This window comes from Azospirillum brasilense, from assembly GCF_005222205.1.
Lineage (GTDB): Bacteria > Pseudomonadota > Alphaproteobacteria > Azospirillales > Azospirillaceae > Azospirillum > Azospirillum brasilense_G.
Genome location: NZ_CP032345.1, coordinates 1,348,577 through 1,362,758, shown reverse-complemented (window position 1 = coordinate 1,362,758; position 14,182 = coordinate 1,348,577). Strand labels below are relative to the sequence as shown.

The 14,182-nt window shown below is 72.5% G+C and carries 15 protein-coding genes; 9 read left to right on the top strand and 6 right to left on the bottom strand.

Annotation, left to right across the window (positions count from 1 at the left end):
- Nucleotides 1–21 precede the first annotated feature (21 nt).
- Nucleotides 22–720 (bottom strand): dienelactone hydrolase family protein, encoded by a 699-nt coding sequence (locus tag D3869_RS06665; protein ID WP_137139414.1) that lies wholly within the window; start codon nucleotides 718–720, stop codon nucleotides 22–24.
- Between the two features lie 119 nt (nucleotides 721–839).
- Here D3869_RS06665 and msrB point away from each other — a divergent pair, with 119 nt between their 5' ends.
- The 3 genes from msrB to D3869_RS33010 all read left to right on the top strand — a co-directional run bounded on the left by msrB (nucleotide 840) and on the right by D3869_RS33010 (nucleotide 2,804).
- Entirely contained in the window at nucleotides 840–1,334 is a 495-nt protein-coding gene (gene msrB, locus D3869_RS06660; protein WP_137139413.1) for a peptide-methionine (R)-S-oxide reductase MsrB, read from the top strand.
- A 140-nt stretch (nucleotides 1,335–1,474) separates the two neighbouring features.
- Nucleotides 1,475–2,494, top strand: a complete 1,020-nt coding sequence (locus D3869_RS06655; protein ID WP_137139412.1) for an LLM class flavin-dependent oxidoreductase — start codon at nucleotides 1,475–1,477, stop codon at nucleotides 2,492–2,494.
- Between the two features lie 139 nt (nucleotides 2,495–2,633).
- On the top strand, nucleotides 2,634–2,804 hold the full coding sequence (locus D3869_RS33010; RefSeq protein WP_014239127.1) for a hypothetical protein: 171 nt from the start codon (nucleotides 2,634–2,636) through the stop codon (nucleotides 2,802–2,804).
- 1 nt (nucleotide 2,805) lies between these two features.
- On the opposite strand, the gene D3869_RS06650 is transcribed toward D3869_RS33010, so the two are convergent.
- Nucleotides 2,806–3,207, bottom strand: coding sequence for an STAS domain-containing protein (locus D3869_RS06650; RefSeq protein WP_175426410.1), 402 nt, complete (start codon nucleotides 3,205–3,207; stop codon nucleotides 2,806–2,808).
- Nucleotides 3,208–3,308: 101 nt separating this feature from the next.
- On the opposite strand from D3869_RS06650, the gene icmH reads away from it, so the two are divergent.
- From icmH to tagF, 3 genes are read left to right on the top strand one after another with little or no spacing between them, the layout of a single operon-like run.
- Nucleotides 3,309–4,652 (top strand): type IVB secretion system protein IcmH/DotU, encoded by a 1,344-nt coding sequence (gene icmH, locus D3869_RS06645; RefSeq protein WP_137139410.1) that lies wholly within the window; start codon nucleotides 3,309–3,311, stop codon nucleotides 4,650–4,652.
- A 10-nt stretch (nucleotides 4,653–4,662) separates the two neighbouring features.
- Entirely contained in the window at nucleotides 4,663–6,654 is a 1,992-nt protein-coding gene (tssM, locus tag D3869_RS06640) for a type VI secretion system membrane subunit TssM (protein WP_247895751.1), read from the top strand.
- Nucleotides 6,654–7,298 carry a type VI secretion system-associated protein TagF gene (gene tagF, locus D3869_RS06635; protein ID WP_014239131.1) on the top strand — a complete coding sequence of 215 codons (645 nt, stop codon included), beginning with the start codon at nucleotides 6,654–6,656 and terminating at the stop codon, nucleotides 7,296–7,298. Before tssM ends, tagF begins: the two co-directional genes overlap by 1 nt.
- A gap of 15 nt (nucleotides 7,299–7,313) precedes the next feature.
- On the opposite strand, the gene D3869_RS06630 is transcribed toward tagF, so the two are convergent.
- Nucleotides 7,314–7,718, bottom strand: a complete 405-nt coding sequence (locus D3869_RS06630; protein WP_247895750.1) for an OmpA family protein — start codon at nucleotides 7,716–7,718, stop codon at nucleotides 7,314–7,316.
- A 388-nt stretch (nucleotides 7,719–8,106) separates the two neighbouring features.
- On the opposite strand from D3869_RS06630, the gene D3869_RS06625 reads away from it, so the two are divergent.
- The 3 genes from D3869_RS06625 to D3869_RS06615 all read left to right on the top strand — a co-directional run bounded on the left by D3869_RS06625 (nucleotide 8,107) and on the right by D3869_RS06615 (nucleotide 11,054).
- Nucleotides 8,107–9,144, top strand: coding sequence for a DctP family TRAP transporter solute-binding subunit (locus D3869_RS06625; RefSeq protein ID WP_175426409.1), 1,038 nt, complete (start codon nucleotides 8,107–8,109; stop codon nucleotides 9,142–9,144).
- A gap of 117 nt (nucleotides 9,145–9,261) precedes the next feature.
- Complete coding sequence (locus D3869_RS06620) at nucleotides 9,262–9,771, top strand: TRAP transporter small permease (protein ID WP_247895749.1); 510 nt, start codon at nucleotides 9,262–9,264, stop codon at nucleotides 9,769–9,771.
- A complete protein-coding gene (locus D3869_RS06615; protein WP_137139408.1) occupies nucleotides 9,771–11,054 on the top strand; it encodes a TRAP transporter large permease in 1,284 nt (427 codons plus the stop codon). The genes D3869_RS06620 and D3869_RS06615 overlap by 1 nt, the downstream gene beginning before the upstream one ends.
- Before the next feature lie 4 nt (nucleotides 11,055–11,058).
- Here D3869_RS06615 and D3869_RS06610 read toward each other — a convergent pair whose 3' ends face one another.
- The 3 genes from D3869_RS06610 to D3869_RS06600 all read right to left on the bottom strand — a co-directional run bounded on the left by D3869_RS06610 (nucleotide 11,059) and on the right by D3869_RS06600 (nucleotide 14,182).
- Entirely contained in the window at nucleotides 11,059–11,973 is a 915-nt protein-coding gene (locus D3869_RS06610; protein WP_137139407.1) for a DMT family transporter, read from the bottom strand.
- 62 nt (nucleotides 11,974–12,035) lie between these two features.
- Nucleotides 12,036–12,464: a hypothetical protein gene (locus D3869_RS06605; RefSeq protein ID WP_137139406.1), complete on the bottom strand. Its 429-nt coding sequence runs from the start codon at nucleotides 12,462–12,464 to the stop codon at nucleotides 12,036–12,038.
- A gap of 155 nt (nucleotides 12,465–12,619) precedes the next feature.
- Nucleotides 12,620–14,182 (bottom strand): glycosyltransferase, encoded by a 1,563-nt coding sequence (locus tag D3869_RS06600; protein WP_137139405.1) that lies wholly within the window; start codon nucleotides 14,180–14,182, stop codon nucleotides 12,620–12,622.

Here is a 14,182-nt window from a genome sequence, read left to right as displayed (position 1 = left end):
GGGGGAAGGGCCTTTTTCTTTTCAGAACACCGCCTGGAGCAGGCCCAGCGTGCGCCGCTTGGCCAGGGCGGCGCTGGCCGCGTCGTAGCTGGCGCGCTCGTCGCAGTTGAAGCCGTGGCCGGCGGGGTAGAGGTGCGTGACGGCGGCGGGATGGCGCTGGCGCACCGCCTCGGCCACCGACAGGGGGATGGCGTGGTCCGTCTCGCCGAAATGCAGCAGCACGGGCGCGCGTGGCACCTCGTCCAGCCGGTTGCCGATGCCGCCGCCGTAATAGGCGATGGCGGCGCGGACCGGCAGGCGCGACGCGGCGGCCCAGGCGATGGTGCCGCCCCAGCAATAGCCGGCGATGGCCGCCCCCTCCGCCCCGCCGAGATGGGCGAGCCCCGCCGCCACGTCGGTCAGCGCGTCATCGACGCTGACCGCACCCATCAGCTCGCGGCCGCGCTGGACGCCGGCCTCGTCGTAGGGCAGTTCCACCCCGCGCTGCGCCCGGTCGAACAGGGCGGGGGCCAGCGTGTGGTAGCCGTCCGCCGCGTAGTCGTCGCAGACGTGGCGGATGTGGCTGTTGATCCCGAAAATCTCCTGGATGATCAGAAGCCGCCCCTTCTCCGGCCCGACGGGCCGGGCTTCGTAGGCGGTCAGCCGGTGCCCGTCGGACGCCGTCAGGTGCGTCCAGGCGCCGGTCGCGCCAATGGTCTTTCCGGTGGTCGTTCCGGTCATGGCTGGTCTCTCCCTCCATTCGTTCCGTGCAGGGAAGATAGCAGCCTGACGCCGGGTGTCATCCGCGACCGACTGGCCCATATCCCCTAGGACCGTCACCCCGTCACTGGAGCCGCCCGATGTCCGCCCCCGCCGACCGTTCCCCGACCGCCGGACCCTTCGACCTGACGCCGCCGACGCCGGAGCAGCGCGCGGCGCTGGTGGAACGCCTGTCGGACGAGGAGCGGCACGTCCTTCTCAGCCACGGGACGGAGGCGCCGTTCTGCGGCGGCCTGCTCGACAACAAGAAGCCCGGCACCTACGCCTGCCGTCTCTGCGGCCTGCCGCTGTTCCGTTCCGGGACGAAGTTCGAATCCGGCACCGGCTGGCCCAGCTTCACCGCGCCTTACGAGAACGCCCACCTGAAGCTGGTGCAGGACAACAGCTACGGCATGGTGCGGGTGGAGACGCTGTGCGCCCGTTGCGGCAGCCACCAGGGCCATGTCTTCCCCGACGGCCCGCCGCCGACCGGCATGCGCTTCTGCATCAACTCCGTCTCGCTGGCCTTCCTGCCGGAGGGGCAGCCGCTGGCCAGGAGCGTTCAGGACTGGGTGGAGGAGGGGGCGGCGTTCTAGCTCCGTATTGCCCCCACCCTAACCCTCCCCCGCTGACGCAGGGGAGGGGACTGGGTTCTCCCTCCCCTGCGAAGCGGGGGAGGGCCGGGGTGGGGGTAAAAGCCTCCCCTGATCTTCCCGTTTCATTGGATACCCCTTTCATGCCGACCGACGACACATCCCGCTTCCCCATCTCCGTCCTCGACCTCGCCCCCGTGCCGGAAGGCAGCACGCCGGGCGACGCCTTGCGCAACACGCTTGACCTCGCCCGCCACGCCGAGCGGCTGGGCTACCGCCGCTATTGGCTGGCCGAGCACCACAACATGACCGGCATCGCCAGCGCCGCGACCTCCGTCGTCATCGGCCATGTCGCGGCGGGCACCTCGACCATCCGGGTCGGCGCCGGTGGCATCATGCTGCCCAACCACTCGCCGCTGGTCATCGCCGAGCAGTTCGGCACGCTCGACGCGCTGTTCCCCGGCCGCATCGACCTCGGGCTGGGCCGGGCGCCCGGCACCGACCAGATGACGCTGCGCGCCCTGCGCCGCGACCCGTCGGTGGCCGAGCAGTTCCCCCAGGACGTTCTGGAGCTTCAGGCCCTGCTCGGCCCCGTCCAGCCGGGCCAGCGCGTGCAGGCGGTGCCCGGCGCCGGGTCGAACGTGCCGCTGTGGATCCTCGGCTCCAGCCTGTTCGGCGCGCAGCTGGCGGCGGCCTTTGGCCTGCCCTACGCCTTCGCCTCGCACTTCGCGCCGGACGCGCTGAAGAGGGCGCTTCAGGTCTACCGGGAGAATTTCACCCCCTCGGCGCAGCTCGACCGGCCCTACGTCATGGTCGGGGTGAACGTCGTCGCCGCCGAGACCGACGCGGAGGCGCGCCGGCTCTTCACCTCCGCCCAGCAGAGCTTCGCCCGTCTGATCCGCGGCACCCGCGGCCAATTGCCGCCGCCCATCGACGACATCGAGAGCTTCTGGTCGCCGCTGGAGAAGGCGCAGGCGATGAACATGCTGTCCTGCTCCTTCGTCGGCTCGGCGGAGACGGTGCGGCGCGGGCTCGACTCCTTCCTCGCCGAAACCGGGGCCGACGAGATCATGGTGGCCTCGGCCATCCACGACCACGCGGCGCGGGTGCGCTCCTACGAGATCCTGGCGGAGGTCCATGGGGCGCTGCGGGCCGCGGCCTGACGGGCTCCAATTTGGGGGAGCGGTCCGGCGCAACCGCACAGCGCGCTTCGCGGACTGCGCCATGGACCGCGCCCAAGGGGAGTCCTATCGTCTGTGGCCCGGCGTCGCGTGACGCGGTTCACAGAGATGGAGAGGGGATATGGCCGAGTTTCCCCACGCCAGCAGGGTCAACGTGACGCTTGATCTGCCGCTCGACGTCTATCGGCGTCTGGAACAGCAGGCGCGCTACATGAGCGTTACCGTCGAGGCGCTGCTGAAGACTATCCTGGCGCAGCAGCTCTACGACTCCAGTCTTCGCAATATGGATTAGTTCATTGTCGTGAGGCGGCGCGCACGGCGGCCTCGAGGTCGCCGTGGCTCTCCAGCAGCGCCGCCAGCCCGGCCTCCTCCAGAACGCCGCGGATCGGGCCGGGCACCGCCGCCAGCACGATGCGCACGCCGGACCGCACCCCCGCGCTTCCCGCGCCCGGCCGCGCCTGCCGCACCGCCAGCAGCAGCGAGCGCAGCCCCGCCGGGGTCAGTTGCGTCACCGCCGACAGGTCGAGCACCAGCCCGGCCGGCGCCTTTGCGGGCTCATCCTGGATGGCGTCCGGGGTGGCGGGGGCCAGCGCGGCGAACAGCCGCGCCTCGAACCGGGGGGCGGCGGCGCTGTCGATCGGACCCACCGGGCGCAGGATCGTCACGTCGCCACGCACCTCTTCCGCGATTTGCATCAAACCCTCCGATTTCCCCATCCGGCCGGGCCTGCTATACCTCCTCCGGCGGGGGATTTCCCATCACACGGACCATCATACAGCAGAGCGGCGGCGGGGGCATGGAATCGGACGGACGCTTCGGCGGCGGGGCGGGCCTGCGGGACGGCGGGGAGTTTTCCGCGGAGTCCGGCGGTGGGCCGCGCGCGCTCCCGGCCTTCCTCGCGGCGGGGCCCGCCGTGGCCCCGGAGGACCGCCCGCAGGCGGAGGCGCCGCCGGACCAGCCGGCGCGGCTGCGCGGGGCGCTGAACCCGCTGCTGGCCGCCGCCGGGCCGTTGCTCGACCTCGCCGGGGCGCTGCGCGAACGCTCGGGGCACGAGAACCCGGAAGCCTTGCGCGACGCCATCCTCGCCGAGGTCCGCCGCTTCGAGGAGGAGGCCGCCGCCATCGGCGTCCCGCCGGAGGAGGTGCGCGTCGCCCGCTTCGCCCTGTGCACCATGCTGGACGACGTGGTGCGGGCCACCCCCTGGGGGGCGCGCTGCCGCTGGGCGCGCGAGGGGCTGGCGGCGGTGGTCGATCCCGGCGCCGGCGGGCCCGACCGTTTCTTCGACCTGCTCGACACCATGCTGAGCGACCCGCGCCTTCACCGGCTGGAGCTGGAGCTGTTCTACGCCTGCCTGTCGCTGGGCTTCGAGGGCAAGTTCCGCGACAAGCCGCGCGGCGCCCACGACCTTGCCCATCTGCGGGACGAGCTGTTCCGCGTGCTGCGCCGCCTGCGCGGCGAGCGGGAGCGCGCGCTGTCGCCGCAATGGCGGGGCGTCGCCGAACGATTCCGCCCGCTGGGGCACGTCCTGCCGCCCTGGCTGGCCGCGGTGGCGGTGGCGACGCTGCTCGGCGGGCTGTTCCTGAACCTGTCGGCCTCGCTGGGCGGCCGGGCGGACGCGGTGGTGGCCCGGCTGGGCGCGCTGCTCCCCGACCGGCCGCTGGAGCTGGTCCGCGCCGTCCCGCCGCCGCCGCCCAGCGCGGGTCCGGCGCTGGCCGTCCGGGTCACCGCCCTGCTCCAGCCGGAGATCCGCTCCGGCGCCGTGGCGGTGCTGGCCGGCGACGACGGGGCGCTGGTCATCCGCATCGAGGGGGCGGGCATGTTCGCCACCGGCAGCGACGCCATCCGCGCCCGCTACCGCGCCGTGGTCGACCGCGTCGGGCAGGCGCTCGGGCCGGAGGCCGGGCGGGTCGTGGTGGTCGCCCACACCGACGACCAGACCCCGCGCGGCGGCGGGCTGCCGACGCCGGAGGCGCTGACCGAGGCGCGGGCGGTGGCCGTGCTGAAGATCCTGGAGCGCACGCTGGGCGCCGAGCGCCTGACCGCCGAAGGGCGGGGCGAGCGCGAGCCGCTGGCCCCCAACACCACGCCGGCCAACCGGGGCGCCAACCGGCGCGTCGATGTCCGCCTCTACCCCGAATAGGCCGCGGTCCATGAGCGAACCGTCTCCGCACACCCGCTCCAAGACGTCCCAGGGCAGGGTCCGCCGCGCCGATCCGGCGATGGCGCCGCGCCTGCGCTGGTGGACCACGCTCGCGGTCGCCCTGTCGGTCGGGCTGCTCGGCTGGGCGGTGATGCCGCTGCTCGGGTTCGGCGGCCTGGCCCGCCTGCTGCCGGCGCTGGTCCTGATCGGCCTGTGGTACGCGCTGAACCGGCACGAGGACGGCCGGCAGAGCGCCGCCAACGCCCGTTTCGTCGAGGCGCTGGCGGCGGCCCGCGACCCCGAGCTGAAGGCGTCGCTGGACGAGCTGGGCACGGTGCGCGAGCGGCTGGACGCGGTGATCGACCGGCTGAAGACGCAGCGCTTCGGCGCGCGCTGGGGCGGCCAGTATCTCTACCAGCTTCCCTGGTATCTGGTGATCGGCGCCCCCGGCTCGGGCAAGACCACCGCGCTGGCCAACGCCCGGCTGGGCGCGGCGCTGGGCGGCGGGCTGGACGGCATGCCGGTGCAGAATCTCGGCGGCACCCGCAACTGCGACTGGTGGTTCACCGACGAGGCGGTGCTGATCGACACGGCCGGCCGCTACACCACCCAGGACAGCCGCCGGGCCATCGACGGGCGCGTCTGGTCCGGCCTGCTCGACCTGCTGAAGGAGCACCGCCCGCGCCAGCCGGTGAACGGCGTGCTGCTGACCATCAGCCTGACCGACCTCGCCGGCTGGAGCGACGCGGAGCGGCACAACCACGCCATCACCATCCGCCAGCGGCTGGGCGAGCTGCGCGCCCATCTCGGCATCCGCGTGCCGGTCTATCTGCTGTGCACCAAGGCCGACCTCGTGGACGGCTTCACCACCTATTTCGACCCGCTGGACCGGGCGGAGCGCGCCCAGATCTGGGGCATCACCTTCCCGGTGGAGGACCTGCCGCCCGGCCCGCTGGCCAGCTTCCACGCGCAGTACGCGGCGCTGCTGCGCCGGCTGGAGGAGCGGCTTCCCGAACGGCTGCACCAGGAGCCGGACATCCAGCGGCGCGGCGACGCCTTCGCCTTCCCGCTGCGGATGGCGGCCTTCGAGGCGGCGCTGGCCGACCTCGTCGACACCGCCTTCACCGCGGAGGCCGACGAGGCGGTGCCGCTGCTGCGCGGCATCTACCTGACCAGCGCCACCCAGCCCGGCGCCTCCGCGGAATCGCCGGCCCAGACCTTCTTCCTGGAACGCCTGCTGCCCGAGGTCGTCTTCCCCGAGGCCAACATGGTCGGGGTGGACCGCGCGCTGGAGCGGGCGCGGCGGCGGCGCCACGTCTGGGCGCTGGGCGGGACGGCGGCGGCGGGCCTGCTGCTCGGGCTGGCCGGGCTGAGCAGCCATCGCGCCAACGAGGCGCTGCTGGCGCGGGCGGAGGCCGCCGTGGCGGTGGCGGAGGAGCGGCTGCGCGCCCTCGACACACCGCCGCGCTCGCTGACGCGGGTGGAGGACTCCGATTTCCTCGCCGTCCTGCCGGCGCTCGACGCGCTGCGCGCCCTGCCGGCCGGCTGGACCGAGCGGGCGGAACGGCGGGCCTCCCTGCTCGGCTTCGGGCTGTCGCAGGGGGAGCGCGTCGGCCTGCCCGCCGAGGACGTCTACCGGCGGGCGCTGCGCAGCGTGTTCCTGTCGCGCATCGTGCTGCGGCTGGAGGAGCAGCTGCGCACCGGCTGGGCGCGGCCCGACCTGCTGCGGCAGAGCCTGCGCGCCTACGCCATGATCGGCGGGCGGGAGCCGCTGGACCCGGCGGTTCTGGCCGAATGGCTGGCCGCCGACTGGCAGCGCACGCTCCCCGGCGCCGCCCATGAGGCGGAGCGCCGGGCGCTCGGCGATCATCTGGCCGCGCTGGTGGAGGCCGGATTCGCCCCGGTGCCGCCGGACGAGGCGCTGGTGTCCCGCGTCCTCGACGTGCTGGGCCAGCCGGCCTCGCCGGCTCCCCGTGTGATCAACAACGGCGGGGCCGGTTGATGAGTCCCGGTTTCGCGGTGGGCTTCCACGGGAAGGTGCCGGCGCGCGGCGATTTCGTGGGCTACGGCCTGCCGCGCGGCGTGCTGCTTCCCTGGGACGCCTGGCTGACGGAGGTTCTGGACGCGGCGGTGCGCCAGCTCGGCTCGCCCTGGGAGCGGCTGTTCCAGTCGGCCCCGGTCTGGCGCTTCGCCCTGTCGCCCGGCCTGTGCGGTGAACCACCGCTCGCCGGCATCATGATGCCCAGCGCCGACCGGGTGGGCCGGCAATACCCCTTCACCATCGTCGGCACGCTGCCCTACGGCACCGACCTCGCGGTGGTGCCGGTGGCCTGCCTGCACTGGTTCACCCGCGCGGAATCCATCGCCGCCGACGCCTGCCGCGCCGGGGCCGACGTGGACGCTCTGCCCGCCCGCATGGCGATCCTGGGCCGTCCGGAACCGAACGGCGCCGACCCCACTGTCGCCACCGTGGTCGAGGAGCGCGTCGGCCCGCTGCCCCCCCGCGCCAGCCTGTGGTGGAGCCGCGGCGGCGGGCGGGTTCCGCCCTCGGTCCTGACCTGCTGCGGCCTGCCGCGCTCGTCCCGCGCCGCCGCCTTCATCGACGGCGCCTGGGAGCGGCGGGGCTGGGACGACCTCGACGGGTAGGGGGCGGAGAAAAGCTCACCCTCCCAGATTGACGATCTCCACCCGCCGGTTCTCCGCCGCCTTCGGCTTTTTGGGCAGCAGCGGTTCCCGCGCGCCCATCCCGGCGGTGTCCAGCCGGTCGCGGCGCACACCGTGCCGTTCCGCCAGATAATCCGCCACGGCGTCGGCCCGGCGCTGCGACAGCGCCCGGTTGGCCGCGTCGCCGCCCACCGCGTCGGTGTGGCCGACGATGCGGAAGCGGGCGGTCGCCGCCTCCGGCGCCGTCATCACCGCGCCGATGCGGTCGAGCACCGCCCGCGATTCCGGACGGATGCGCGCCGAGTTGAAGTCGAAGCCGATCCGGAAGGCGGCGCGCAGCCCGGCCTTCAGCGCCGCGACGGGCGGGTCCGGCGGCGGCCCCGGCAGGGCGGGCACGGCCACCGGGGCGGGAGCCGGTGCGGAAGCCGATGCCGGAGCCGGGGGCGCCGCCGCGACGGGCGGGGGCGGCGGGCGCTTCATCACGATGGGCGGGCAGCCGGGCCCTGCGGCGCCGAACAGGGCAGCCTGGATCTCGCATTCGCTGGGGTTGGGACCGAGCGGGACGGCGGGCGCCGCCGCCGCTTGCGCCAGGGCCGCACCCGCGGGAAGGGCCAGCCCCCCCCGAGAAGCCCTAAGGCCAAAACCCCGATTGTTGGGAACATCCGCATTTGCATGCCCGCATTGTCCCAGGCTTGGGGGCGGGCCGTCAAATTCCGCGTGGAACAGTCGTGCGTGCCTCTGTACGATCCCGGTCCGATCTTTCGTTTGCGGTATGCGGGAGGAAACAAGAATGAAGTCGATGAAGGCGCTGTTCGCCGGTCTGGCGCTGGCCGCCATGGTTCTGCCGGGCGTGGTCGCCAGCGGCGCGGCGGCGGCGGACTACAAGGCCGAGTACAAGCTGTCCACCGTGCTGGGCAAGCCGTTCCCCTGGGGCATCGGCGGCGACCGCTGGGCCGAGCTGGTCAAGGAGAAGACCAACGGGCGCATCAATGTGAAGATGTATCCCGGCTCGGCGCTGGTGAACGGCGACCAGACCAAGGAATTCACCGCGCTGCGCCAGGGCGTGATCGACATGGCGGTGGGCTCCACCATCAACTGGTCGCCGCAGGTGAAGGAGCTGAACCTCTTCTCGCTGCCCTTCCTGATGCCCGACCACAAGGCCATGGACGCGCTGACCCAGGGTCCGGTCGGCAAGCAGCTCTTCGACCTGCTCGCCACCAAGGACGTGGTGCCGCTGGCCTGGGGCGAGAACGGCTTCCGCGAGATATCCAACTCCAAGCACGCCATCCGCAAGCCGGAGGACCTGAAGGGCCTGAAGATCCGCGTCGTCGGCTCGCCGCTCTACCTCGACACCTTCACCGCGCTCGGCGCCAACCCGACGCAGATGAGCTGGGCCGACGCGCAGCCCGCCCTGTCTACCGGCGCCGTCGACGGTCAGGAGAACCCGGTCGGCGTCTTCGTCGCCGGCAAGCTGCCGACGCTGGGCCAGAAGCACCTGACGCTGTGGGGCTACGTCGCCGATCCGCTGATCTTCGTGGTCAACAAGGAGGTTTGGAACAGCTGGTCCAAGGAGGACCAGGAGGCGGTGCGCGCCGCCGCCGTCCAGGCCGCCGCGGAGGAGGTCGCCATCGCCCGCAAGGGCATCACCGCCCAGGACGACAGCCTGCTCAAGGACATCGCCGCCCAGGGCGTGGAGGTCGTGCAGCTCACGCCCGAGCAGCAGAAGGCGTTCCAGACCGCCACGCGCGCCGTCTACGACAAGTGGGCCAAGACCATCGGCCCCGACCTCGTGAAGGCCGCCGAGACCTCGGTCGCCGACCGGAAGTAAGCCTGCCGCTCGCCGTGCCATTGCCCCCACCCTGACCCTCCCCCGCTGTCGCAGGGGAGGGAGGGACCCGCGAAGCGGGAGGGTGGGGGCAACCGGTTCCCAATTCGAGATTTCCCAATGAACAATGATCTGCTGGAAGCCGGCATGGCGACGGAGCAGCCCAAGACGCGGGTGCCGGTGACGCTGGAGCGTTCGCTGGCCGCCCTGTCCATGGCCGCCCTCTGCCTCGTCACCTTCGCCAACGTCGTGACGCGCTACCTGACCGACGTGTCCCTGGCCTTCACCGAGGAATATTCGATCTTCCTGCTGGTGGTCATGACGCTGTTCGGGTCCGCCGTCGCCGCCGCCGCCGACCGGCACATCCGCATCACCTTCCTCGCCGACAAGCTGCCGCCGCCCGTGCGCCGGGTGACGGAACTGGTGGCCTGGACGGCGGCGCTCGCCATGTTCGGCCTGCTCGTCTGGTACGGCGGGCGCCTGACCTACGACCAGTGGCGGTTCGAGGAAACCTCGCCCGGCCTGGGCAACCCGCAATGGCTCTACACGGTCTGGCTTCCGCTGCTGTCGGCGGTGGTCGCCCTGCGCGTCATCGGGCGCCTGATCCGCACGGCGAAGGGGACCGCCTGATGGCGCTGACGATTCTGTTCGGCGGCTTCCTGCTGCTTCTGGTGATCGGCGCGCCGCTGGCGGTGGCCCTGGGGCTGGCGGGATCGCTGGCGATCCTCGACGCGCAGCTCGGCATCCTATCGGTTCCGACCAACGTCTATGCCGGCATCGCCAAATACCCGCTGCTGGCCATCCCGGTCTTCATCCTGGCCGGCCTGATCTTCGAGCGGGCGGGCGTCGCCAAGCAGCTCGTCACCTTCGCCTCCTCCATCGTCGGGGCGAAGAACGGCGGGCTGGCCGTGGTGGCGATCCTGGTCTGCATGGTGATGGGCGGCATCTCCGGCTCCGGCCCCGCCGACGCGGCCGCGGTTGCCACGGTGATGATCCCGTCCATGCACAAGGCCGGCTATCCCAAGGCCTTCTCGGCCAGCGTGATCGCGGCGGCGGCGGCGACGGCCATCCTGATTCCGCCTTCGGTCGCCTTCATCATCTACAGCGTCCTGGTGCCCCAGGCGTCGGTGCCGGCGCTGTTCGCGGCGGGGCTGATCCCCGGCATCCTGGCCGGCCTGTCGCTGCTGGCGCCGACGATCTGGCTGTCGCGCAAGCACGGCTTCGGCCTGAAGGACGCCGGGCCGCGCCCGCCCTTCTGGCGCAGCCTGCGGCAGGCGATCTGGGGATTGCTGGCCCCGGTCATCATCCTGGGCGGGCTGCGCACCGGCGCCTTCACCCCGACCGAGGCGGCGGTGGTCGCCGTCTTCTACGGTCTGGCCGTCGGCGTCTTCGTCTACCGCAGCCTGACCTGGCGCGAGCTGTACGAGGTGCTGGCCGAAGCGGCGGAGATGTCCGCCGTGGTTCTGCTCATCATCGCGCTGTCCAGCGTCTTCGCCTGGGCGGGCAGCACGATGGGCGCCTTCGACCGGGTCGCCGCCCTGGCGATCGACGGGGTGGGCAGCGAGGTTCTCGTCCTGCTGCTGCTGAACGTGGCGCTGCTGGCGCTGGGGATGGTGCTGGACGCGGTGTCGATCTTCCTGATCCTGCTGCCGCTGCTGACCCCGATCATGACCGCCTTCCACTGGGACCCGGTGTGGTTCGGCGTGATGCTGACCATGAACCTCGCCATCGGCCAGTTCACCCCGCCCATGGCGGTGAACCTGATGGTGACCACGCGGGTGGCCGGCATCAGCATGGAATCGACGGTGCGCTGGGTGCTGTGGATGGTCGCGGCGATGCTCGGCGCGCTGGTGCTGGTGACCTTCGTTCCGGAGCTGGCGCTCTGGCTGCCCCGGAAGCTCGGCTACCTGTAACCCTTCAGGTCTTGGCGCGGCGGGTCGCCAGCAGGATGCCCGCCGCGATCAGCCCGATGCCGGCGGCGTGGTAGAGGTGGGGCTGCTCGCCGAGGAACAGGATGGCGAGGATGCTCCCGAACACCGGCATCAGATGGATGCACATCCCCGCGGTGTTGGCGCCGACCAGGGCCACGGCGCGGTTGAAGCAGAGATAGGCGGCGATCGACGGGAACAGCGCCACGTAGGCGACCGCCCCCAACGCCGTCGGGGTGATCGGCATGGGGTTTCCGCCGATGCTTTCCCACAGGTAGAAGGGCAGCAGCATCGCCGCCCCGCCCGCGAAGGTGACGGCGATGAAGCTGAGCCCATGCACCGCCGGGCGGCGGCGCAGCAGGGCGGTGTAGGCGGCGTAGCCGAGCACCGCCGCCAGCACCCACAAATCGCCGGCGTTGAGCTGCAGCCCGATCAGCACCGCCGGGTCGCCCCGCGCGATCAGCGTCAGGGCGCCGGCCAGCGACACGGCGATGCCCACCCCTTGCCGCGGGGTCACGCGGTCGCCGAACAGGGCTAGGCTCATCAGCACGATCAGCACCGGCATGGAGGACTGCATCATCACCGCGTTCAGCGCCGTGGTGGTGTGCAGACCCACATAGAGGAAGGTGTTGAAGACGGCGATGCCCAGCGCCGACAGCAGCAGCACGACCGGCCATTGGGCGGCCAGCGCCCGCGCGTCGTGCCGCAGGTGCCGCCATGCGAAGGGCAGCACCAGCAGCATCCCCAGCGTCCAGCGCCAGAAGGCCAGCCCGACCGGCGGCACCTCGCCCGACACCGCGCGGCCCAGGACGGCGTTGCTGGCCCAGAACAGCGGCGGCAACATCATCAGAAGCCACGCCTGATCGAACAGGCGGCGGCGGGCGGGGGAGGCGTTGTCGCTCACGGCTGGCGGCTCATTGGGCTGGGCGCTTTGGGGGCTGGAGGCGTCAAGGCGGGTTCCGCGGTTCAGCCGCGGCGGCGCGGGGAGGCGAAGGGCGAAAGGGGGCCTTCACCGCGCGGCCCGTCGCCGCGCGGGCCATCCGACCGGAAGCTCTCGCTGCGGGAGAAACCCTCGCGGCGCGGGCGGTCGCCGCGGGGACCGTCGCCACGGGGGCCGTCACCGCGGGGGCCGTCACCGCGAGGACCATCGCCACGGGGGCCGCGCCCCTCGCCACGGGGACCGTCGCCGCGACCTTCGCGCGGCGGCTTCGGCGGCTGGCGCATCTCCACCTCCAGCTCGGCGATGCGCTTCACCAGCGCTTCACGGATCGCCGGGGCCGCGTGGGACTTCAGGGTGGCGAGCTGCTCCTTCAACTGCTGGAGCTGAAGCTGCTTCTGCTCCCGCGTGCGCTTGATGGCGACGTTGTCGGAATGCTGGCCGTCGAAGGCGCGCATGAAAAGGTCCTCGTTGCAGAAAATAAGACACCCGCCGTGGCGTCCCAGCGGACGCCCGGTCGGGGAGCGCGGAATATTGGAAAGGCACCGGCGCCAAAGCAAGCCGGGAGTTTGCTCCGCCTGTGCGATAAAGCGGTTGACGGCGGCGGCCCGGATCACTCTTCCGACGGACGCCGGCTGCGGAACAGCGCCGCCGCCTCGTCGAGATACCGCGACAGGTCGGCGGCGGCCTCCGCCGGCCCGGCGCGCCGCGACCCTTGGACGCGGGCCTCCGCGGCGGCGGCGGCCAAGGCGGCGGGGTCGGCGGCCAGAGCGGCCAGCCGCTCGACGAAGGCGCCGTAGTCGGGGTGGACGAAGCGCGGACCGACGACGCTGGCGACGTCGCCCCCGGGGAGCGACAGCGGCACCGCCCCGGCGGCCAGGGCCTCGGCGGCGCTGGCGCCCCCGCCGGTACGCCGGGGATTCACATAGGCGTCGCAGACCGCCAGCAGGGCGCCGATGTCCGACACATAGCCCAGGCCGCGCAGCCGTGCTGCATGGCGTGACGCGGCCAGCCGCCGGGGCAGGGCCTCGGCGTGCCCGGCGAAGACGGCGACGGCGCGCGGCACGCGGTCGAACAGCGCCTCCAGCATGGCGAGGAAGGCGCCGTCCGCCTCATCGTCCAGCCGGTTGCCGACGACGGCGCAGACGAGGGCCTCCTCCTCCAGCCCGAAGGCGGCGCGCGATCCTTGTTTCGTCGGGGTGGCCCCGGCCAGTGAATGCAGGAAGCGGAAGGGCCGCCAGGAGCGGGCCAGCGGCCCGTGGTCGGGCGCCGCGCCGCCACCGAAATCCAGCACGATGTCGGCCAGCGACAAGGTGGTCCCGGTGGTGGTGGGGATGCACAGGGTGGGGCGCGCCCCGGCCATCAGGTCGGCGACGACGCACGATCCGCCGAGCGACAGCACGGCGTCGGGATCAAGCGCCGCGATCGCGTCCAGGAACCCGGCGATCTTGCCGGGGCTGACGCAGGGCTCGACCGAGGACAGCATCCGGTAGGTACGCCCGTCCGCTTCGATCCGCTGATCCCCGGAGAGGGCGGGCTCCACCGACGCCGCGAAGGAGGGCACGAACAGGCTGTGCACCTCCGTCGGCATGATGTTGGTGTTGAGGATCTCCACCTCCCGCCCGCAGCGGTCCTCCAGCAGGGCGGCGTAGGACAGCAGGTCGCGCGACGGCTGGTGGCGCAGCGACAGGAACTGGTTGGTCACCAGCACGACCCGCCCGCTGTCCGCTCCCCCGGCCCGGCGGGCGGGTGGGACGATGGCCTGACGGCGGCGGATCTCGTCGAGGATGCGGCGGTAGAAGGGGAACTGCCGTTCCTCGACGAAGCCGGGGCGGCTCGCCGGGTTCATGCGCATCAGGAAGAGCTGGCGCCCGATGCCGGCGTGGATGTGCAGCAGCCCCTCCAGCCCGGATTGAGCGATGTTGCCCTCCACCGCGTCGAGCAGTTCGTCGTAATAGCGCAGGTCGCCGGAGACGGCGGCCATGGCTGACAGCAGCAGGACCGTGTCGGCCTCCGGCGCCAGCCGGGGCAATTCGCGCGCCGCCCGCGCCCGCTCGGCCTTGGGCCGGTCGAGAAAGGTCTCGCAGAGCGTCTCGATGGCCTTCAGGTCGTGCCCGCTCGTCACGGGCCGGCGCAAGGCGGCGGCAAGGTCGGTGAGGGTGGACGGTTGGGACAT